This window comes from Achromobacter sp. AONIH1 (assembly GCF_002902905.1).
Taxonomy (GTDB): Bacteria; Pseudomonadota; Gammaproteobacteria; order Burkholderiales; family Burkholderiaceae_B; genus Achromobacter.
In genome coordinates, this window is record NZ_CP026124.1 from 1,039,206 (window position 1) to 1,059,739 (window position 20,534).

General features: G+C 66.9%; 17 protein-coding genes. 13 read left to right on the forward strand and 4 right to left on the reverse strand.

Annotation, left to right across the window (positions count from 1 at the left end; genetic code table 11):
• Positions 1-12 precede the first annotated feature (12 nt).
• Positions 13-705 carry a GntR family transcriptional regulator gene (locus C2U31_RS04795; RefSeq protein WP_158658313.1) on the forward strand — a complete coding sequence of 231 codons (693 nt, stop codon included), beginning with the start codon at positions 13-15 and terminating at the stop codon, positions 703-705.
• A gap of 130 nt (positions 706-835) precedes the next feature.
• Here C2U31_RS04795 and C2U31_RS04800 read toward each other — a convergent pair whose 3' ends face one another.
• Positions 836-1,468 (reverse strand): LysE/ArgO family amino acid transporter, encoded by a 633-nt coding sequence (locus tag C2U31_RS04800; protein WP_103271793.1) that lies wholly within the window; start codon positions 1,466-1,468, stop codon positions 836-838.
• A 250-nt stretch (positions 1,469-1,718) separates the two neighbouring features.
• Between C2U31_RS04800 and C2U31_RS04805 the strand changes: the two genes are divergently transcribed.
• Positions 1,719-2,411, forward strand: coding sequence for an NBR1-Ig-like domain-containing protein (locus C2U31_RS04805; protein WP_103271794.1), 693 nt, complete (start codon positions 1,719-1,721; stop codon positions 2,409-2,411).
• Between the two features lie 51 nt (positions 2,412-2,462).
• Here the strand turns inward: C2U31_RS04805 and C2U31_RS04810 are convergent, their stop codons facing one another.
• The 3 genes from C2U31_RS04810 to mnmE form a co-directional block, all read right to left on the reverse strand.
• Positions 2,463-3,599 carry an NAD(P)/FAD-dependent oxidoreductase gene (locus C2U31_RS04810; RefSeq protein ID WP_158658314.1) on the reverse strand — a complete coding sequence of 379 codons (1,137 nt, stop codon included), beginning with the start codon at positions 3,597-3,599 and terminating at the stop codon, positions 2,463-2,465.
• Between the two features lie 169 nt (positions 3,600-3,768).
• Positions 3,769-5,445, reverse strand: coding sequence for an RNA-binding domain-containing protein (locus C2U31_RS04815; protein WP_103271796.1), 1,677 nt, complete (start codon positions 5,443-5,445; stop codon positions 3,769-3,771).
• Between the two features lie 74 nt (positions 5,446-5,519).
• Positions 5,520-6,872 (reverse strand): tRNA uridine-5-carboxymethylaminomethyl(34) synthesis GTPase MnmE, encoded by a 1,353-nt coding sequence (gene mnmE / locus C2U31_RS04820; protein ID WP_103271797.1) that lies wholly within the window; start codon positions 6,870-6,872, stop codon positions 5,520-5,522.
• 121 nt (positions 6,873-6,993) lie between these two features.
• Between mnmE and C2U31_RS04825 the strand changes: the two genes are divergently transcribed.
• The 11 genes from C2U31_RS04825 to katG all read left to right on the forward strand — a co-directional run bounded on the left by C2U31_RS04825 (position 6,994) and on the right by katG (position 20,477).
• Positions 6,994-8,580: an ABC transporter substrate-binding protein gene (locus tag C2U31_RS04825; protein ID WP_103271798.1), complete on the forward strand. Its 1,587-nt coding sequence runs from the start codon at positions 6,994-6,996 to the stop codon at positions 8,578-8,580.
• 22 nt (positions 8,581-8,602) lie between these two features.
• On the forward strand, positions 8,603-9,577 hold the full coding sequence (locus tag C2U31_RS04830) for an ABC transporter permease (protein WP_103271799.1): 975 nt from the start codon (positions 8,603-8,605) through the stop codon (positions 9,575-9,577).
• The gene (locus tag C2U31_RS04835) at positions 9,574-10,491 is read left to right on the forward strand and encodes an ABC transporter permease (RefSeq protein ID WP_103271800.1); all 918 of its coding nucleotides are present in this window, start codon (positions 9,574-9,576) and stop codon (positions 10,489-10,491) included. Before C2U31_RS04830 ends, C2U31_RS04835 begins: the two co-directional genes overlap by 4 nt.
• Positions 10,492-10,500: 9 nt before the next feature.
• Positions 10,501-11,511 (forward strand): ABC transporter ATP-binding protein, encoded by a 1,011-nt coding sequence (locus C2U31_RS04840; protein WP_103271801.1) that lies wholly within the window; start codon positions 10,501-10,503, stop codon positions 11,509-11,511.
• Complete coding sequence (locus tag C2U31_RS04845; RefSeq protein ID WP_103271802.1) at positions 11,501-12,535, forward strand: ABC transporter ATP-binding protein; 1,035 nt, start codon at positions 11,501-11,503, stop codon at positions 12,533-12,535. The genes C2U31_RS04840 and C2U31_RS04845 overlap by 11 nt, the downstream gene beginning before the upstream one ends.
• 208 nt (positions 12,536-12,743) lie before the next feature.
• Positions 12,744-13,946 carry a M20 aminoacylase family protein gene (locus tag C2U31_RS04850; RefSeq protein WP_103271803.1) on the forward strand — a complete coding sequence of 401 codons (1,203 nt, stop codon included), beginning with the start codon at positions 12,744-12,746 and terminating at the stop codon, positions 13,944-13,946.
• A gap of 230 nt (positions 13,947-14,176) precedes the next feature.
• Positions 14,177-15,094 carry a TauD/TfdA family dioxygenase gene (locus C2U31_RS04855; protein ID WP_103271804.1) on the forward strand — a complete coding sequence of 306 codons (918 nt, stop codon included), beginning with the start codon at positions 14,177-14,179 and terminating at the stop codon, positions 15,092-15,094.
• Positions 15,095-15,159: 65 nt separating this feature from the next.
• Complete coding sequence (locus C2U31_RS04860) at positions 15,160-16,203, forward strand: ABC transporter substrate-binding protein (protein WP_103271805.1); 1,044 nt, start codon at positions 15,160-15,162, stop codon at positions 16,201-16,203.
• A gap of 62 nt (positions 16,204-16,265) precedes the next feature.
• Complete coding sequence (locus C2U31_RS04865) at positions 16,266-17,105, forward strand: ABC transporter ATP-binding protein (RefSeq protein WP_103271806.1); 840 nt, start codon at positions 16,266-16,268, stop codon at positions 17,103-17,105.
• A 103-nt stretch (positions 17,106-17,208) separates the two neighbouring features.
• The gene (locus C2U31_RS04870) at positions 17,209-18,096 is read left to right on the forward strand and encodes an ABC transporter permease (RefSeq protein WP_103271807.1); all 888 of its coding nucleotides are present in this window, start codon (positions 17,209-17,211) and stop codon (positions 18,094-18,096) included.
• 182 nt (positions 18,097-18,278) lie between these two features.
• Positions 18,279-20,477 (forward strand): catalase/peroxidase HPI, encoded by a 2,199-nt coding sequence (gene katG, locus C2U31_RS04875; protein ID WP_103271808.1) that lies wholly within the window; start codon positions 18,279-18,281, stop codon positions 20,475-20,477.
• Positions 20,478-20,534: the final 57 nt, after the last annotated feature.

The following is a 20,534-nucleotide window of genomic DNA, read 5'->3' on the forward strand; positions in this document are numbered from 1 at the left end:
CGGGAGTTCACGATGGCCCAAGACAGTGCCAAGCTTGTCAAATTGCCTCGCCGCACCGCGCTCAAGCAGACCACGCTGAGCGAATCGGTGTACGCGGAAATCCGTTCGCGCCTGCAGCGCGGCGAGATCGGCCCGAACGACCGCGTGCTGGACTACGAAGTGGCCGAGGAGTTCGACTGTACCCGCATGCCCGTGCGTCAGGCCCTGCTGCGGCTGGTGAGCGAGGGCTACCTGATCGGCACCACGCGCGGCTTCGTCACGCCCACGCTGACCAACGACGACATCCACGAGATCTTCGAAGTGCGCCGCCTGCTCGAGCCCAGCGCGGCCGCGGGCGCCGTCGCCATCCTGGACGACCGCCAGGACGCCGCGCTCAAGCGCGCCTTCCAGAAGGCCGTCAAGGCCCACGACAAGCGCGACGCGGCCCTGATGATCGAGGCCAACATGGAGTTCCGCGACGTCTGGCTGGGCGCCGTGCAGAACGCGCGTCTGCAGGACACCATCCGCCGCTTCACCGACCACGCGCAGCAGGTGCGGCTGGGCACGCTGAGCGACCCGGGCACGCAGAAGATCGTGGTCGACGGCATGCGTGCGCTGCTCGAAGGTTTCCTGGAACGCGATCCGCGCAAGATCAAGACGGCCATGCTGGCGTTCATCGTCAACGCGGAGCAGCAGTATTTCGCGCTGCTGGGCGGACACGACTGAGCGGGTCCGCGCGCCGTCAGGCCGGCGCGTGAGGCTGACCATGAGGCCGCCGCGAGCCGGCGGGCGTTGAACGGATTGTGACGGTTGATCGTGCGCGTCGGTGGGACCTGTCCACGCGCTGCCGCGCCGATCAGCCCGTCCAGTGCCGCCGCGCCAGGTCCATGAAGATATCCACGGCCAGGATGCTGACGATCACCGTCACGCCCAGGTCCAGCGCCCGCCATGTCCAGGCCCGCTGGAACGCCCCGCCCAGCCGCGCGCTGGCCAGCGCCAGCACGACGAACCACGCCAGCGATGCCGCCATCGCGCCCAGCGCGAACCAGGGCTGGCCCGCGAGTGGCCGAGCCAGCGCCAGCGGGCCGATCAGCACGACCGTGTCCAGCCAGGAATAGGGATTCAGGAAGCCGAGCCGCGCCACGCTGCGCAGCGCCTCGCCCTGGTCCGCCGCCACATGCTGCGCGGCCTGCGCCGACAGCCCCTGGCAGGCCGCGCGCAGGCGGCAGCCGGCGAACCACAGCAGATACGCGCCGCCGGCCAGCAACAGCAAGGACAGCGCCGCCGGATGGCGCGAGAACGCGGCCGCCAGCCCGGCCATGCCCAGCACGATCTGGATCGCGTCGGCGGCGACGCAGATGGCCACGGCGCGCCACAGCGGGCCGCCGGCCAGTCCCAGGCGCAGCACCAGCGTGTCCTTCGGGCCCGGCGCGACGAACAGACCCAGGCCGAGCAGCAGTCCGTCGGTGAAATGAGCGGCAAGGGCCATGCGCAAACTCCTGTGGATAAGCGACGCGCTGTGGATAAGCGTCATCTGTGGATAAGCCGTGGATCGAAAAAATGCCCGCTACGCGGCGGCGCCGCGCATGGCTTGCCACTATCCCCGGCCGCCCGTCCACGGGGGAATACGGACTGTCTGCTTTGCTTTACGATCAATGCCGACGCGCTCGCCGCGCGGGCCACGCGCGCGTCGCGCGATGGAACAATCGCAACGATCGAATTCCCGGAACCCGCCGACCATGCCCGTCACGCAACAGGAAACCCTGCGCATGCTGCTCGCCCGGCGCGGCCGCGAGCTGGGCAAGTCCATGACCGCCATCGCCCGCGAGGCCAGCCTGTCGCGCGCGCACCTGTATGCCCTGGCCGAAGGCCGCGCCCAGGACCCGTCCGTGCGCACCCTGGCGCGCCTGTCGCGCGCGCTGGACGTGTCGCCGCTGCTGCTGTTCCGCTATTACGCGGACGTGTCGGGCGCGCCGCAAAGCGCGCCGACGCTGGCGCCGACCAACCGGGCCCGGGGACTGGACGATCCGCGCGACGTGGCCGTGTTCAACGCCGACGTGACCATGCCCGACCAGGGCATGGTGCTGCCGGGCGAAGTGTTCGAGAAGGTTTGGGAAATCCAGAACCTGGGCAGCCGCCCCTGGCGCGGCCGCAGGCTCGCGCGCGTGGACGGCGAATACGTGCTCGCGCGCCGCGACGCGGCGGGCCGCCTGCGGGACGCCGTCATGGACGTGCACCTGGCAAGTCTGCAACGCGAGATCGCCGTGCCGGACACGCTGCCGGGGCAGCCCGTCAGGCTGAGGCTGTCCTTTGCCGCACCCAGGGAAAGCTGCACGGTGGCGTCGATCTGGCGGCTGGAGCACGGCGACGGCCGGCCCTGCTATGGGCCGGAGTTCGTGCTGCATGTGGTGGTGACGGTGATGGCGAGGTAGGCGGCGGGTCTGCGGACCATCGCGCCCGGCGCTCGCCGCGCGCGGCCCGCCTCAGCCGCCGACGCTGGCGCGCATCAGGCGCTTGAATCCCGGAATCCGCATGCTCAGCCCGAACGCCAGATCGCGCCACCATGCCGGCAGGTCCGCCTGGAAACAGGGCGTGAGCGCGCGCGACAGCAGCTGGAAGGCCTGCACCCGCCTGCGCCGTTCCCGCGCGTAAGCCAGGAACCCCGCTTCGATGTCACCCGTGCGGCGCAGCCCGCGCGCCAGGGCCAGCGCGTCGCCCATGGCCAGTGTCGATCCCAGGCCCAGCTGCGGGCTCATGGCGTGGGCGGCATCGCCCACCAGGCAGATGCGGCCCTGCGCCAGCCGCTTGGGCCAGGCGTGACGATAGGTGGCGAAGCTGAACTGCGAGTGATCGCGGATCTGGTCCACCACGGGACGGCTTTGCGGCCAAAAGCGGACCAGCTCGGCCTTCCACGCTTCCAGGTCCGATGCCTGCCATTGCGCATGGCGGGCGACGGGCAGGCTCCAGAACATCGCGATGTCCAGTTGCGCGCCGGTGTAGCTGCACGGCATCAGGCCGAACAGCTTGCGCGGGCCGTGCATGCGCTGATGCAGGATGGTCGGCCATTGCCAGTCCGCCACGCTGATCATGCCGTTCAGGGCGCCCCAGGCATAGGGCGAGGTCGGCGCGGACAGGCCGCATTGCTGCGCCAGATCGGAGCCCGAGCCGCTGGCGATCACCGCGCCTTCATAAACCTGCTCATGTTCGCCCCAGCGCAGCAGCACGCGATCGCGGGAGGGCTCCAGCGCGGCGATCGGCGCGTCCAGATGCAGGCGCACGCCCAGCTCGCCCGCGCGCTGCTGCAACACCCGCGTCATCGCGGGCCGCGTCACGGCGCGCGCCGGCAGGTCTTGCGCATAGGGGATGTCGACCAGCAGCCAGGAACGATGGCTGCGGCCCTCCAGGCGGTGGATGGGCACGCTGGCTTGGGCGAAGGCATCGAGGGCGCCCAGCTCCCGCAGGGCCAGCAACCCGCCCGGCTGGATCAGCATGCCGGCCCCCACGGGGGCCAGCGTGGGGTGGCGTTCGAAGACGTCGACCTCGGCGCCTTCGCGGGCCAGCGCGATGGCACAGGCCAGGCCGGCGGTGCCGGCGCCGATGATGGCGATGCGGGGGGTCATGCTTGTGAAAAGTCGGTGGACAACCAGCGTATCGGGGACAGCTTGAATCGGGTGCGGATTTTTCGTGTCCTTTTCTTGGCGCTCTCTGCAAAGACTTAGACTCTGGTGCTTTGCAGAGAGATAAGCTATTGATTTATATGGCATTGAGAGAACGTCTCTCTGCGGCTCTCTAATTTTTCTTTGCTCTTGTCTCTGTCAGTCGCCAGCACGGCGCCGTGTCCGATCCGGTGTTGACGATCACTCCATGGCGGCGCTGTCTGGTCAGCAGGTTACTGATCTTGTTGTACTTCTGCTTGTCGTCAAGAGCATCGCTTAACTTGTTCATCAGGAGTTTGTTGATCTCGGCACGGGTCGCCTGACCAAACTTCTCCAGATAATCGGTCAGCAGTTTGACGTAGAACTCGTCGTCTTGCGCCCGGGTGCGGATGTAATCGGCCTTGTTCGCCGTCGCCTCGGCCACGGAGGCTGATACGTGGAAGTTGGGTTTGCGCCCTTCGATCAGCTTGCTGCGCCGCAAGCGCGTGGCGGCTTCGTCAGGGATAGGCAACTTCTTCTGCACACGATCAAGTGCCAGCACATCCGCCAGCGGCAGATCGGTGTTCTGGATCAGCAATCGACTGTAAGCCGGGTCCACCACGCCGCCATAGATCGTCAGCCTGACTGCGCCGGGATCGCTCAGGTCGTAGTCTGGCAATGGAAAGTAGCGTCTTGCCTGCCCTGTATAGATGGAGTGGATGCCATAGCCCATGGTGTCGATCATGTTCAGCTCGACCATTGCCTGGGCCAACGCCGGATTACGGTATCGGCGTGGCGTCTTGTCACCCTGGATGTACTCGTCGGGTTGTCCTTCGAAGAAGTTGCCTTCATTCTCGAATACCAGTCTGTCCGGCAATTCCGTCACCACCACGCGACCATTGCGGGTGTAGTCCTGATGTGCAAGGCAGTTGTGCAGGGCCTCCAATACGATCTTCTGGTCGTACTTGGATACCTCGATAGGCAACAGTTCATCTTGGGGCAGCAGTCGAAGCTGGATGTTGCGAATGCGCTGGTAGAGTTGCGTCGTGCTCAACAAAAAAGGCGGCCCGAAGTGCTCATAGGCCCGTTCCTGGCCTTCCAGTTTCCAGGTCAGTTGTGCGGGGTAGGGAGACAGGCGGTAGGACGATTCAGCCTTGCCGAGCAACAGCAGTGCGGCACGAGTGATTTGGCCACTTTGCGTGACGCGCGCGCGATCAAGGAATGATGCCAGTGGCCAACTCGCCACCTCACCAGATTGGAAACGGTTGGCGTACTTCTGTGCGAAGGACTCCCGCGCTTTTCTTACCGCGGCCTCATCCAGATCATCCAGCGTGGCGCCAGGAACCACCTGCGCCGTCCAATCTTGAGCAAGTGTCTGGTGGCGAATATCATCCAGCTTGTCCAAGCCCAGTGACGTCAGGCTTTCGCCAGCGCGGGCATAGTAGTGGCCTTTCCAGGCAATCGGGATGCCCTGCGGCGCAGCAGGAATCTCGAACATCAGCACGCGGCCATCGCAGTGTTGCAGTTCATGGATTTCACGGAAGGTGATGCGAGGTTCTGCATTTTCCGCAATCTGCATCTTCAACGAGTGGAGGCGTTCGGGTTGCGGGCGATAGTCCGTGCCGACCACGCGACGGCTTTTGTTGTTCACACCGAACACCAGCCAGCCGCCATCGGTTCCGCGCAGGTTGGCTTCGTTTGCCAGCGCGGAGAAGTACTTGCCGATATCGTCGGTACTGTAGTCGCTACCTGCTTGCTTGAACTCCGCCACCTCGTTCTCCCAGGTGGCGATCAGGCTGTTCAGTTGCAGGCCCAAGTCTGGTTGGGTCATTGGTTTTCCTCTACCCGTCCCTATCACTTCGACCAAGCGCGTTCGACAGTGATCCGCCTGCTTCAGCAGCAGTTTCACTTCCCAATACAAAAACTGGAAAAAATCTCCCCCAGCAAATCATCGCTGGTGAACTTCCCCGTGATCCCCGACAAGCTGTCATGCGCCAGCCGCAATTCCTCGGCGAACAGATCCAGCACCCGATCATCCTGCTTCGCATGCTCGCCCGCCAGCGCCAAATGCTCGGCCGCCGCCTGCAACGCATGCAGATGCCGCTCGCGCGCCAGCCACGGCGACTCCGCGCCCGGATTCCACCCCGCGATCTTCAGCAGCTCCGCGCGCAGCGCGTCCAGCCCCAGTCCGCGCTTGGCCGAGATGCCCAGCTCGCCCGGCCCGGCGGAAAAAGCTGTGGATAACAGATCCACCTTGTTGAACACCTTCAGCATCGGCGTGCGCGGCGGCAGGCGGGCGGTGATCTGGGCGTCGAGTTCGTCGCCGGGCTGGGTGGCGTCCTGCAGGTGCAGGATGAGGTCGGCGCGTTCGATTTCCTGCCAGCTGCGGGCGATGCCGATGCTTTCCACCGTGTCCTCGGTTTCGCGCAGGCCGGCGGTGTCGACGATGTGCAGCGGCACGCCGTCGATATGGATTTCCTGCACCACCTTGTCGCGCGTGGTGCCGGCGATGGGCGTGACGATGGCGATGTCGTCGCCGGCCAGCGCGTTGAGCAGGCTGGACTTGCCGACGTTGGGCTGGCCGGCCAGCACCACGTGCAGGCCTTCGCGCAGGATCACGCCCTGGCGGGCCTGGGCGATCAGGCGGCCGAGGTCGGCGGCCAGCGCGTCCAACGTCGGGCGGGCCTGGTATTTTTCAAGGAAGTCGATTTCCTCTTCGGGGAAATCCAGTGTGGCCTCGACCAGCATGCGCAGGTGGATGATGCGGTCGGACAGGTCGTTGACGCGGGCCGAGAATTCGCCCGACAGCGAGGCCATGGCGCCGCGCGCGGCGGCCACCGAGGACGCGTCGATCAGGTCGGCCACGGCCTCGGCCTGGGCCAGGTCCATGCGGTCGTTGAGGAAGGCGCGGCGGGTGAACTCGCCGGGCTCGGCCAGGCGCAGGCCCTGGTCGCGGCCGGCGGCCAGGCAGCTGTCGAGCACGCGGCGCAGCACGGCGGGACCGCCGTGGCCCTGCAGCTCTAGCACGTCCTCGCCGGTATAGGAATGCGGGGCGCGGAAGTACAGCGCGATGCCTTCGTCGAGCAGCTCGCCGTCCATCGATTTGAACGGCAGGTAGTGCGCGTGGCGCGGCGTGAGGTCGCGCTGGAACAATTTGCGCACCAATCCGGACAGATCCGCACCGGAAACGCGCACGACGCCGATGCCGCCCCTTCCTGGTGCGGTGGCGATGGCGGCGATGGGGGCGTGGACTGACATGTCGAAATCAATAGTGCGAGGCGATAACAATAAGGGAATATAACTGTTGCGCGAGCGCTTGGTTGCTGGTTAATGTGCCCGGCTAGAGGTTCAAAACCCGAAACAATCCTGGGAGATCACGATGGCATCTCGGTTTTCGCGTGTATTGGCCTGCGGCAGTGCCGCGGTGGTGTTGGCGTTCGGCGCCTGTAGCGCGGCCATGGCGCGCGATCTGGTGATCGCGCTCAAGACCGAGCCGTCTTCGATGGATCCGCAATACCACGCGCTGACGCCAAATACGCAGATCTCCCAGACCATCTTCGACACGCTGGTCGCCACCGACGCGCAGTTGAAGCCGGTGCCGGCGCTGGCCGAGTCCTGGACCGTGGATGGCAAGGTCTGGACCTTCAAGCTGCGTCCCGGCGTGAAGTTCTCGGACGGTACTCCCTTCACCGCCGAGGACGTGGTCTTCACCTATGACCGCGTGCCCAAGGTGCCGAACAGCCCCTCGCCCTTCACGCTGTACCTGGGTTCGGTCGCCAAGACCGAGGCCGTCGATCCGATGACGCTGCGCATCACCACCAAGGACGTGGCGCCGAACCTGCTGGTGAACCTGGCGCAGCTGCCCATCATGTCGAAGAAGGCCGCCTCCGGGCCGGCCGCCGAGGGCAAGACCACCACCGAGCTGAACAGCGGCGACGGCCTGGTGGGCACCGGCCCCTACAAGTTCGTGTCCTGGAAGCGCGGCGCCGAGTTCGTGCTGGCGCGCAATGACAGCTATTGGGGCAAGAAGCCCGAGTGGGACAAGGTGATCTACCGCCCGATCAGCAATCCCGCCGCGCGCGTGGCCGCGCTGCTGGCCGGCGACGTGGACATGATCGAGGATCCCCCCACCGACGACCTGCCCAAGCTCAAGGGCGACAAGAAGCTCTACGTCGAGGAAACCCCCTCGGTGCGCGTGGTGTACGTGGCGCTGGACCAGCATGCCGAGCCCTCGCCCGGCGTGCAGGGCACGGACAAGAACCCGATGAAGGACAAGCGCGTGCGCGAGGCGCTGTCGCTGGCGATCAATCGCGACGCGCTGGTCGAGCGCGTGATGGGCGGCGTGGCGCTGCCCGCTGGCAACCTGCTGCCCTACCCCATGTCCGGGTCGAGCAAAGAGCATTCCAAGGCGCCCAAGGCCGATGTGGAAAAGGCCAAGGCGCTGCTCAAGGAAGCCGGCTATCCCAACGGCTTCTCGATCACGCTGGGCTCGCCCTCGGGCCGCTACGTGAACGACTCCAAGGTGGCGCAGGCGATCGCGTCCATGTGGACGCGCATCGGCGTGAAGACCAGCGTGGACGCGATGGCGCCGCCGGTGTTCTTCAAGAACCGCGATTCCTATGCGTTCTCGGCCTATCTGGCGGGCTGGTCGGTGACCAGCGGCGAGATGTCCAATGCGCTGACCGCGCTGTTGGTGACGCGCAATCCGGAAGCGGGTCTGGGCACCACCAACCGCAGCCGCTACTCCAACCCCAAGATGGATGAGCTGGTGAAGGAAGCCTCGTCCACCATGGATGATGCCAAGCGCGCCGACCTGCTTGCGCGCGCCAGCAACATCGCCATGGACGACTACGCGATGTTGCCGGTGCACTTCGAGCTGTCGGTGTGGGCCATGAAGGGCGACATCCGCTACCAGGGCCGGCCCGACCAGGTCACCCTCGCGCAGTTCGCCACCCTGAAGAAGTAACGCGCATAGCGGGCGGTTTCACGTGCTGGCGACTATCGTAAGAAGGCTGTTGCAGACTGTCGTGGTCATGCTGGTGATGTCGGCGCTGGTGTTCGCCGGCATCTACATGGTGGGCGATCCGGTGTCGATGCTGGCCAGTCCGGAGGCCACCGAGGCCCAGCGCGCGGCGATCCGCGCGTCGCTGGGCCTGGACCTGCCATTGTGGCGGCAATACCTGATCTTCATGGGTCAGGCGGTGCGCGGCGACTTCGGCAACAGCTTCCTGACCGGCGAGCCGGCCATGCGCCTGATCCTGGAGCGCATGCCTGCCACGGTGGAGCTGGCCTCGGTGGCCATGCTGCTGTCGGTGCTGATCGGCGTGCCGCTGGGCATCCTGGCGGGCCTGAAGCCGCGCGCGCCCGGCTCGCGCGCCATCATGACGGGCTCGGTGCTGGGCTTCTCGCTGCCGAACTTCTGGGTCGGGCTGATGCTCATCATGGTGTTCGCCGTGATGCTGGGCTGGGTGCCGGCCGGCGGGCGCGGGCAGACCGTCAGCATCGGCTCGCTGCAGCTCAGCGTGCTGACGCTGGACGGCTGGGCCAGCCTGGCGCTGCCCGCGGCCACCATCGCCTTCGCCAAGTGCGCCATGATCATCCGCGTGACGCGCGCCGCCACGCGCGAGGCCCTGCCCATGGACTACATCAAGTTCGCGCGCGCCAAGGGCCTGTCAGAGCGCCGCGTGCTGGGCGTGCACCTGCTCAAGAACATCCTGATCCCCGTGGTGACGGTGGCCGGCCTGGAGTTCGGCCAGGTCATGGCCTTCGCGGTGGTCACCGAGACCGTGTTTTCCTGGCCGGGCATGGGCAAGCTGCTGATCGATTCCATCATCAACCTGGACCGTCCGGTGGTGGTGGCGTATCTGCTCCTGATTGTGTTCTTCCTGGTCATGCTCAACCTTGTGGTGGACATCATCTACACGGTGCTGGATCCCCGCGTCAGACAGGACGGCCGCCGATGACCACGCCCGCCATTGCCAGCGCGCCCGCCGCGCGCCCCGAACAGACGCCCTGGCGCCGCTTCGTGTCGGATTTCTGCGCCAGCAAGCTGGCCCTGCTGGGCCTGGTGATGCTGGTCGTGATCGTGGGCGCGGCGCTGCTGGCGCCGTGGATCGCGCCGCAGAATCCCTATGACCTGGCCGCGCTGGACATCATGGATTCCAAGCTCAGGCCCGGCAGCGCAAGCGGCGACGGCGCCATGCGCTACTGGCTGGGCACCGACGGGCTGGCGCGCGACCTCTTGTCGGCCATCCTGTACGGCATGCGCACCAGCCTGCTGGTGGCGGCCGTGTCGGTGCTGGCCGCCTTCGGCATCGGCGCGACGGTGGGGTTGATCGCGGCCTATTTCGGCGGCCGCATCGACGCGCTGCTGATGCGTATCGTCGACATCCAGCTGTCCTTCCCGGCCATCCTGGTGGCGCTGATGCTGCTGGCGATCCTGGGCAAGGGCGTGGACAAGGTGATCATCGCGCTCATCGTGGTGCAGTGGGCGTATTTCGCGCGGGCGGCGCGCGGCGCGGCGCTGGTCGAGCGCGGCAAGGAATACGTCGAGGCCGCGCGCTGCATGTCGCTGGGCTGGGGGCGCGTGCTGTTCCGCCATGTGCTGCCCAACTGCATGCCGCCCCTGATCGTCATCGCCACCATCGACCTGGCGCACGCCATCGCGCTGGAGGCCACGCTGTCCTTCCTGGGCGTGGGCGTGCCGGTGTCCGAGCCCTCGCTGGGCATGCTGATCTACAACGGCTTCGAGTACCTGCTGTCCGGGCAGTACTGGATTTCCTTCTTCCCCGGCATCGCGCTGGCGCTGGCCATCATCGCCATCAACCTGGTGGGCGACCACCTGCGCGATGTGCTCAACCCGCGCAACGCGGACTAGGGGAAGGCGATGCAGGAAAACCTTGTGGACAAGTCGCCGGCGGCGTCCGGACCCGTGCTCGACGTGCGCGGCCTGAAGACGCATTTCTTCACGCGCAACGGCGTGGTCCGGGCCGTGGACGGCGTGGACCTGCATCTGGCGGCCGGCGAGATACTGGGCCTGGTGGGCGAGTCCGGCTCGGGCAAGAGCATCACCGGCTTCTCGCTGATGGGCCTGCTGGACGAGCCGGGCCGCATCGTCGACGGCAGCATCCGCTTCAACGGCGAGGAGCTGCGCGGCGCGGCGCCGGCCCGCTGGCGCCAACTGCGGGGGCGCGACATCGCGATGATCTTCCAGGATCCGATGATGACGCTGAACCCGGTGCTGCGCGTGGACACGCAGATGATCGAGGCGGTGCAGGCGCATGGCGGCGCATCGCGCGACCAGGCGCGCAAGCGCGCATTGGAAACGCTGGCCATGGTCGGCATACCCGCGCCCGAGGAACGGCTGCGCGCCTATCCGCACCAGCTGTCCGGCGGCATGCGCCAGCGCGTGGCCATCGCCATCGCGCTGCTGAATTCGCCGCGGCTCATCATCGCCGACGAGCCCACCACGGCGCTGGACGTGACCATCCAGGGGCAGATCCTGTTCGAGGTGCAGAAGCTGTGCCAGGACACCGGCACGGCGCTGATCTGGATCACCCACGATCTGGCCGTGGTGGCCGGGCTGGCCGACCGCGTGGCTGTGATGTACGCGGGCCGCGTGGTGGAGACCGGCACGACCGAGGCCGTCATCAGCCATCCCATGCACCCTTACACGCACGGCCTGATCGCATCGATTCCCACGCCGGAATCGCGCGGGCGGCCATTGGAACCGATACCGGGCATGACCCCTTCGCTGCTCAACCTGCCGCAAGGCTGCGCGTTCCGGGGCCGCTGCCCGCGCGCGAGCGACGCCTGTCTGGCCGAGCCCCAGCCGCAGGAAATCCGTCCCGGCCAATGGGTGCGCTGCTGGCACGCGGGAGCGCGCGATGACGCATGACGCTACGACGCCCATCCTGTCGCTGCGCGGCGTCGAGCTGCGCTTCGTGCAGCCGGTGGACCTGGCCGGCCGCATCGCCAACCTGCTGGGCGCGGGCCTGAAGACGCAGGTCGTGCACGCGGTGGCCGGCGTGGACCTGGATGTGATGCCGGGCGAGGTCATCGGCATCGTGGGCGAGTCGGGCTGCGGCAAGTCCACGCTGGGCCGCATCGTCTCGGGCATCCTGCCGCCCAGCGCGGGCGAGCTGCGCTATCGCGGCAAGCCGGTGCAGGGCCTGCCGGGCCCGGAACGGCGCGCCTACGAGCTGGGCGTGCAGATGATCTTCCAGGATCCCTATGCCTCGTTGAACCCGCGCATGCGGGTGCGCGAGATCATCGGCGAGGCGCCGGTGGCGCACAAGCTGGTGGCCGCGCGCGACAAGGCCGATTACGTGGCCGGGCTGATGCGCCAGGTCGGGCTGGACCCAGGCTATGCGCAGCGTTATCCGCACCAGTTCTCGGGCGGCCAGCGCCAGCGCATTGGCATCGCGCGCGCGCTGGCGCTCAAGCCCTCCGTCATCGTCTGCGACGAGGCGGTGGCGGCGCTGGACGTGTCGATCCAGGCGCAGGTGCTGAACCTGTTCGAGCGGCTGCGCGGCGAGCTGGACCTGACGTACCTGTTCATCAGCCACAACCTCAGCGTGGTCAGCCACATCTCGGACCGCGTGGCCATCATGTACCTGGGCCGCGTGGTCGAGCTGGCGCCCACCGACGAGATCTTCCAGCGCGCCAATCATCCGTACACGCAGGCGCTGCTGAAGGAACTGCCGACGCTGACGCCGGGCCGGCGCGCCTACCGGCCGATCAAGGGCGAGCTGCCGTCGCCGCTGGATCCGCCGACCGGCTGCGCCTTCCATCCGCGCTGTCCGCAGGCCATGCCGCGCTGCAAGACCGAAAGGCCCTTGCTGCGCGCGATCGCGCCGGGGCATGTCAGCGCCTGTCATCTGAACGATGAAGGGGCCGCGCCGGCCAGCGCCAGTGGTTGATGCCTGGCGATGAACGAAGGCCGTCGATGGGCAGTCATTGATCGGCGGCCTGCGTTGGAGGCCGGCTGATCGTGGCTGAAATCCCGGGGTTTTCCCGGAAACACGCTCTCTTGCCGTGGCGTGCCGTGCTACACCTGAAAGATCTCCGCCCTTGGCTTATCCACAGCCTTGTTCTATTTTTTTCCGTCTGAATCCGCTGGATCCCGCCATGAAGACCATCGCCGAAATCGAACGCGCGCATCCCGAACTCACCGCGCTGCGCCGCGACATCCACGCCCATCCCGAACTCGCCTTCCAGGAAACGCGCACGTCCACGCTGGTGGCCGAAAAGCTGCGCGGCTGGGGCCTGGAAGTCCACACGGGCCTGGGGAAAACCGGCGTCGTCGGCATCCTGCGCGCCGGCAGCGGCAAGAAGACCGTGGGCCTGCGCGCCGACATGGACGCGTTGCCCATGCCCGAGCACAACCGCTTCGCGCACCGGTCCACCATCAGCGGCCGCATGCACGGCTGCGGCCATGACGGGCACACCGCCATGCTGCTGGGCGCGGCGCAGTACCTGTCCACGCACCGCGACTTCGACGGCACCGTGGTGTTCATCTTCCAGCCGGCCGAGGAAGGCGGCAACGCCGGCGCGCGCGCCATGATGCAGGACGGCCTGTTCGACCGCTTTCCCTGTGATGCCGTGTTCGGCATCCACAACATGCCGGGCATGCCGGTGAACCAGTTCGGCTTTCGCGCCGGCCCGACGATGGCGTCGAGCAACCGCTGGGACATCGTGATCAAGGGCGTGGGCGGCCACGCGGCACAGCCGCATGCCTCGGTGGATCCGATCATCGTCGCGGCCGACATGGTGCATGCCTTGCAGACCGTGATCTCGCGCAGCAAGAACCCGTTGGAACAGGCGGTGCTGTCGATCACGCAGATCCACGCCGGCGACGCCTACAACGTGATCCCGGGCGAGGCCGTGCTGCGCGGCACGGTGCGCACGTACTCGGTGGAAACGCTGGACAAGATCGAGGCCGACATGCGCCGCATCGCCACCACGCTGCCGCAGGTCTATGGCGGCACCGGCGAGCTGGATTTCGTGCGCGCCTATCCGCCGCTGGTGAACTGGGAACAGGAAACCGCCTTCGCCGCGCAGGTGGCCGAGAACGCGTTCGGCGCCGAGCACGTGCTGCGCGACATGCCGCCCTTCATGGGCGCCGAGGACTTCTCGTTCTTCCTGGAGAAAGTGCCGGGCGCCTATCTGTTCCTGGGCAATGGCGATGGCGACCATCGCATGGAAAGCTATCACGGCATGGGTCCGTGCCAGCTGCACAACCCGAACTACGATTTCAACGACGCGCTGCTGCCGGTGGGCGCCACGTACTGGGTCAAGCTGGTTCAGGCCTACCTGCCTGTGGAAAAGTAGCGGGTGGCGGCTTTCATGCCGATTTTTCACTAGCTTATAAGTTGTCCACATGAAGGCGCGGCGTTCCCATAGCGGACGCCGCGCCTTATGACGCCAGGCTTTGTTCAAACGCCAATATCTTCGTTTGCGTTGCAAGGCCGGCTTTTCATAATCGATTGTTCCTGGTCCCGGCGCATCGCCGGGCCGCCCCAATCCGGTCCGGCGATTCGCCGGACGCCCAGGAGCGATCGATGCCCCAAAGCAATGCCCTGCTGCGCGATGTGGACGCGCAAGCGGAACCGCAAGCCGCCCAGCCGCAAGCCTTCGAGCTGCGCCCGCTGCCGGGTCCGCTGGGCGCCGAGATCATTGGCCTGGACCTGTCGCGCGAACTGACGCGCGAGGATTTTTCCCGCATCCATCAGGCGCACCTGGACCATCATCTGCTGGTGTTCCGCGATCAGCGCATCACGCCGCGCCAGCACATCGATTTCAGCCGCCGCTTCGGCCCGCTGATGATTCATGTGCTGCATCAGTTCCACCTGCCCGGCCATCCCGAGATCCTGACCGTCTCCAACATCATCGAGAACGGCAAGCCGGTGGGCCTGGGCGACGCCGGCAAGTACTGGCATTCGGATATCTCGTACAAGGCGCTGCCCAGCCTGGGTTCGCTGCTGCACGCGCAGGAGCTGCCGTCCGAAGGCGGCGACACGCTGTTCGCCAACATGCACCTGGCCTACGACACGCTGCCCGAGGCGCTGCGCAATGCGATTGAAGGCCGCCGCGCCGTGCACTCCTACCTGGCCAAGTACGGTCAACTGCAAAAGGAAGGCAACTGGCGTCCGGACCTGAGCGCGCAACAGGTGGCGCAAGTGCAGGAAGTCTCGCATCCGGTGGTGCGCACGCATCCGGAGAACGGCCGCCGCGCGCTGTTCGTGAGCGAAGGCTTCACCACCCGCATCGAAGGCCTGCCGCAGGACGAAAGCGACGCCTTGCTGGCCGAGCTGTACGCGCACAGCGTGCGTCCCGAGCATGTCTATCGCCATCACTGGCGCGAGCATGATCTGGTGTTCTGGGACAACCGCTCGCTGATCCATCTGGCCGGCGGCACGCCCGACCATCTGCGCCGCAAGCTGTACCGCACCACCATCGAGGGCGACGCGCCGTTCTGAGCGCGCCCGCGCATCGTCAGAATCCACGCCCCGCACAGCACCACGACTTATCCACAAGGAACACCATGCGTTTGTCCGCCGCCGCAAAAGACCGATTCGCGCAAGTTCTCACCAGCGCCGGCCTGGCCCTGGTCCTCGCCGTACTGGCGCTGGCCTCGCCCTCGCCGGCCCAGGCCGAGGGTCGCATCCGCATCGCCGAGCAGTACGGCATCGTCTACCTGCTGCTGAACGTGGCGCGCGACCAGCAACTGATCGAAAAGCATGGCAAGGCCGAGGGTGTGGATATCTCGGTGGAATGGGCCAAGCTGTCCGGCGGCTCGGCGGTGAACGACGCGCTGTTGTCCGGCGCGGTGGACATCGCCGGCGCGGGCGTGGGGCCGCTCCTGACCATCTGGGACCGCACGCGCGGCAAGCAGAACGTCAAGGGCGTAGCCTCGCTGGGTAATTTCCCCTATTACCTGGTGACCAACAATCCCAACGTGAAGAGCATCGCCGATTTCACCGAGCGCGACCGCATCGCCCTGCCCGCCGTCGGCGTATCGGTGCAGTCGCGCGTGCTGCAGCTGGCCTCGGCCAAGCTGTGGGGCGACGCGCACTACGACAAGCTGGACAAGATCTCGGTGGCGCTGCCGCATCCGGACGCCGCCGCCGCCATCATTGCCGGCGGCACGGAGATCACCGGCCACTTCGGCAATCCGCCGTTCCAGGAACAGGAGCTGGCCGAGAATCCCAAGGCGCGCATCGTGCTCAATTCGTATGACGTGCTGGGCGGCCCCAGCTCGTCCACCGTGCTCTTCGCCACCGAGAAATTCCGCAAGGACAATCCCAAGACCTACAAGGCCTTCCAGCTGGCGCTCCAGGAAGCCGCCGAGTTCGCCACCGCCAATCCGGAGAAAGCCGCCGACACCTACCTGCGCGTGACCGGCGCCAAGCTGGACCGCGACTTCCTCATCAAGATCATCAAGAACCCCGACGTGCAGTTCAAGCTGGCGCCGCAGAACACCTACCCGCTGGCGCAGTTCATGCACAAGGTGGGCGCGATCAAGACGGCGCCGGCCAGCTGGCGCGAGTATTTCTTCGATGACGCCGTCACCGCCCAGGGCAGCTAAGGGTAAAGCCCGGCCCCGATGAGGTCTGGAGGTGGGCGGCTGTAGAACCAAGGAGAACCGACATGTCCATCCATTCCGCCAGCCCTGTGGATAACGCTGAAAACCAAGGTCCGCTGCTGCGTGTGGATAAGGTGTCGCTCGAATACAAGACGCCGGAACGGCGCGTGCGCGCCACCCATCAGGTGAGCTTTGACGTGCACGCGTCCGAGCGCTTCATCCTGCTGGGCCCGTCGGGCTGCGGCAAGTCCACGCTGCTCAAGGCCGTGGCCGGCTTCATCAAGCCGACCGAAGGCCGCATCGCGCTGGACGACCGGCCGGTGCAAGGCCCGGGCCCGGACCGCATCGTGGTGTTCCAGGAATTCGACCAGCTGCCGCCGTGGAAGACGCTGCGGCAGAACGTCGCGTTTCCGCTGATCGCCTCGCGCAAGCTGGGCCGGCGCGAGGCCGATGAGCGCGCCATGCATTACCTGGACAAGGTCGGGCTGGCGGGCTTCGCCGACGCCTATCCCCACACCTTGTCCGGCGGCATGAAGCAGCGCGTGGCGATCGCGCGCGCGCTGGCCATGCAGCCGCGCGTGCTGCTGATGGACGAGCCCTTCGCCGCGCTGGACGCGCTGACGCGGCGGCGCATGCAGGAAGAGTTGATGGTCCTGTGGGAAGAGGTGCGCTTCACGCTGCTGTTCGTCACCCACTCCATCGAAGAGGCGCTGGTGCTGGGCAGCCGCGTGCTGCTGCTGTCGCCGCATCCGGGTCGCGTGCGCGCCGAGCTGAACGCGCAGGCGCACAGCCTGCACAGCCAGGGCTCGGCGGCCTTCCAGGCGGCCACGCGGCGCATTCACGATCTGCTGTTCGACCAGGCGTCCGCGCGGGCGGGCGAGGCCGAGCGCCGCGTCGCCGCCTGAGGCTGGCACCAGTCATTCGCCGCGCGGCTTGATTGCCGCGTTCGTTCAATACGCGGGCCCTGCCGCGCGCGATATCCACAGTTTGCGATCACCGAGATCCGTCATGTCCGTCATCACCTCCGTCCACGCCGATACGCTGGCCGCGCGTCCCGATATCGAATACGCGCTGCCGCCGCTGCCCGTGCAGACCGCCGAGGCGCCGCTGTCCTGGCGCGAGCGCCTGTGGGCCCGCGCCGGCGTGCGCAAGCTGTTCATCCTGGCGCTGCTGGCCCTGCTGTGGGAGCTGGCCGCGCGCCTGACCGACAACGACCTGCTGCTGCCGGGCGCCTGGCAGACCGCGCAGGCCTTCGCGGCCGGCCTGGCCAGCGGCGAGCTGGCGGCGCGCGCCGGGCAGTCGCTGCGGGTGCTGGTGCAGGGTTATGTGGCGGGCGTGGCGCTGGCCTTCGCGCTGACCACGCTGGCCGTGTCCACGCGCCTGGGCCGCGACCTGCTGTCCACGCTGACCTCGATGTTCAACCCCTTGCCCGCCATCGCCCTGCTGCCGCTGGCGCTGCTGTGGTTCGGCCTGGGCGAAGGCAGCCTGGTGTTCGTGCTGATCCATTCCGTGCTGTGGGCGCTGGCGCTGAACACCTACGCCGGCTTCCTGGGCGTGTCCGAGACGCTGCGCATGGCGGGGCGCAACTATGGGCTGACGGGGCTGCGCTACGTGCTGTGGATCCTGGTGCCGGCCGCGCTGCCGGCCATCCTGGCCGGCCTGAAGATCGGCTGGGCCTTCGCCTGGCGCACGCTGATCGCCGCCGAACTGGTGTTCGGCGCGTCCAGCGGCAAGGGCGGGCTGGGCTGGTACATCTTCCAGAATCGCAACGAGCTGTACACCGACAAGGTGTTCGCCGGGCTCGCGGCCGTGGTCATCATCGGCCTGCTGGTCGAAAGCCTGGGCTTCGACACGCTGGAGCGGTTGACGGTCAGGCGCTGGGGCATGCAGCGCTAGCGTGCTGTTGGAGCCGGGCGGCAGGGCCCGGCGGGCTCATTGATGAAATCAAGAATCCTGAACATATTCATTGATATGAGCTATTGATCGTATTGCAGCAATCAAATATTTCTGCATGGTGCTCTCGCGTATAGTCGTTCGGACCGGCCCGCCCGGCCGTCCATCACCGAAGGAGAGCGCCCATGTCGAGCGAAGCGAAATGCCCTTTCAACCATACCGCCGGCGGCGGTACGACGAATCGGGACTGGTGGCCCAACCAGCTGCGGCTGGACCTGCTGAGCCAGCATTCCAGCAAGTCCGATCCGATGGACAAGGACTTCAACTACGCGCAAGCCTTCAAGAGCCTGGACCTGGCCGCCGTGAAGAAGGACCTGGCCAAGCTGATGACCGATTCCCAGGACTGGTGGCCCGCCGACTTCGGCCACTATGGTCCGCTCTTCATCCGCATGGCCTGGCACAGCGCCGGCACCTACCGCATCGGCGACGGGCGCGGCGGCGCGGGACGCGGGCAGCAGCGCTTCGCGCCGCTCAACAGCTGGCCCGACAACGTCAGCCTGGACAAGGCCCGTCGTTTGCTGTGGCCCATCAAGCAAAAGTACGGTCGCAAGATTTCCTGGGCCGACCTGCTCATCCTGACCGGCAACGTCGCGCTGGAGACCATGGGTTTCAAGACCTTCGGTTTCGCGGGCGGCCGGGAAGACAGCTGGGAACCTGATCAGGACGTCTATTGGGGCAATGAGAAAACCTGGCTGGGCGGCGACGTGCGCTACGGCAAGGGCGAAGGCAAGACCCCGTCGGGCCGCAATCTGGAAAACCCGCTGGGCGCGGTGCAGATGGGCCTGATCTACGTGAACCCGGAAGGCCCGGACGGCAATCCGGATCCGGTCGCGGCCGCGCATGACATCCGCGAGACCTTCGCGCGCATGGCCATGAATGACGAGGAAACCGTGGCGTTGATCGCCGGCGGCCATACCTTCGGCAAGACGCACGGCGCCGGGCCGGCCTCCAACGTGGGCCCCGATCCCGAAGACGCGGGGCTGGAGCTGCAGGGCCTGGGCTGGCAGAGCAGCCATGGCAGCGGCAAGGGCGCGGACGCCATCACCAGCGGCCTGGAAGTCACCTGGACCACCACGCCGACGCAATGGGGCAACGGCTTTTTCCAGAACCTGTTCGGCTATGAATGGGAACTGAGCAAGAGCCCGGCCGGCGCGCACCAGTGGGTGGCCAAGAACGCCCAGCCTACGATTCCGCATGCCTTCGACGCGTCCAGGAAGCTGCTGCCGACCATGCTGACCACGGACCTGTCGCTGCGCTTCGATCCGGCATACGAGAAGATCTCGCGCCGCTTCATGGACCATCCCGAGGAACTGGCCGAGGCCTTCGCCCGCGCCTGGTTCAAGCTGACCCACCGCGATATGGGCCCGCGCGCCCGCTACCTGGGTCCGGAAGTGCCGGCCGAGGAACTGATCTGGCAGGATCCCATCCCCAAGGTCAACCACCCGCTGGTCGACGACCAGGACGTGGCGGCGCTCAAGCAGAAGGTGCAGGCCAGCGGCCTGTCGGTGTCCGAGCTGGTGTCCACCGCCTGGGCGTCGGCGTCCACCTTCCGAGGCTCCGACAAGCGCGGCGGCGCCAATGGCGCGCGCATCCGGCTGGCGCCGCAGAAAGACTGGGCGGTCAACCAGCCGGCGCAGCTGGCCAAGGTGTTGAAGGCGCTGGAAGCCATACAGGCCGACTTCAACCGCGCGCAGTCCGGCGGCAAGAAGATCTCGCTGGCCGACCTGATCGTGCTGGCGGGCTGTGCGGGCGTGGAGCAGGCGGCCAAGAAGGCCGGCGTCGACGTGACCGTGCCCTTCGCGCCGGGCCGCATGGATGCCACGCAGGAACAGACCGACGTGGATTCCTTCGCGCCGCTGGAGCCGGTGGCCGACGGTTTCCGCAACTACCTGAAGACGCGCTTCGCGGTGCCGGCCGAGGCGCTGCTGATCGATCGCGCGCAGCTGCTGACCCTGACCGCGCCCGAGATGACCGTGCTGATCGGCGGGCTGCGCGTGCTGGAGGTGCGGGTGGGCCAGGACCGGCACGGCGTTTTCACCGACCGGCCGGGCGCGCTGAGCAATGACTTCTTCCGCAACCTGCTCGACATGGGCACGGAATGGAAGCCGCTGTCGCCCGAGCGCGAGGCCTTCGAGGGGCGCGATCGCAAGACCGGCCAGCCCAAATGGACGGGCAGCCGCATCGACCTGCTGTTCGGCTCGCACTCGCAGCTGCGCGCGCTGGCCGAGGTCTATGCCAGCGAGGACGCGCAGCAGAAGTTCGTGCGCGACTTCGTCGCCGCCTGGGTCAAGGTGATGAACCTGGACCGCTACGACCTGGCCTGAGGTCGGAAGCGGAACCCGGTCCGGGCGGCGGCCGGATCCCGAGGCCGACGCCCGGGA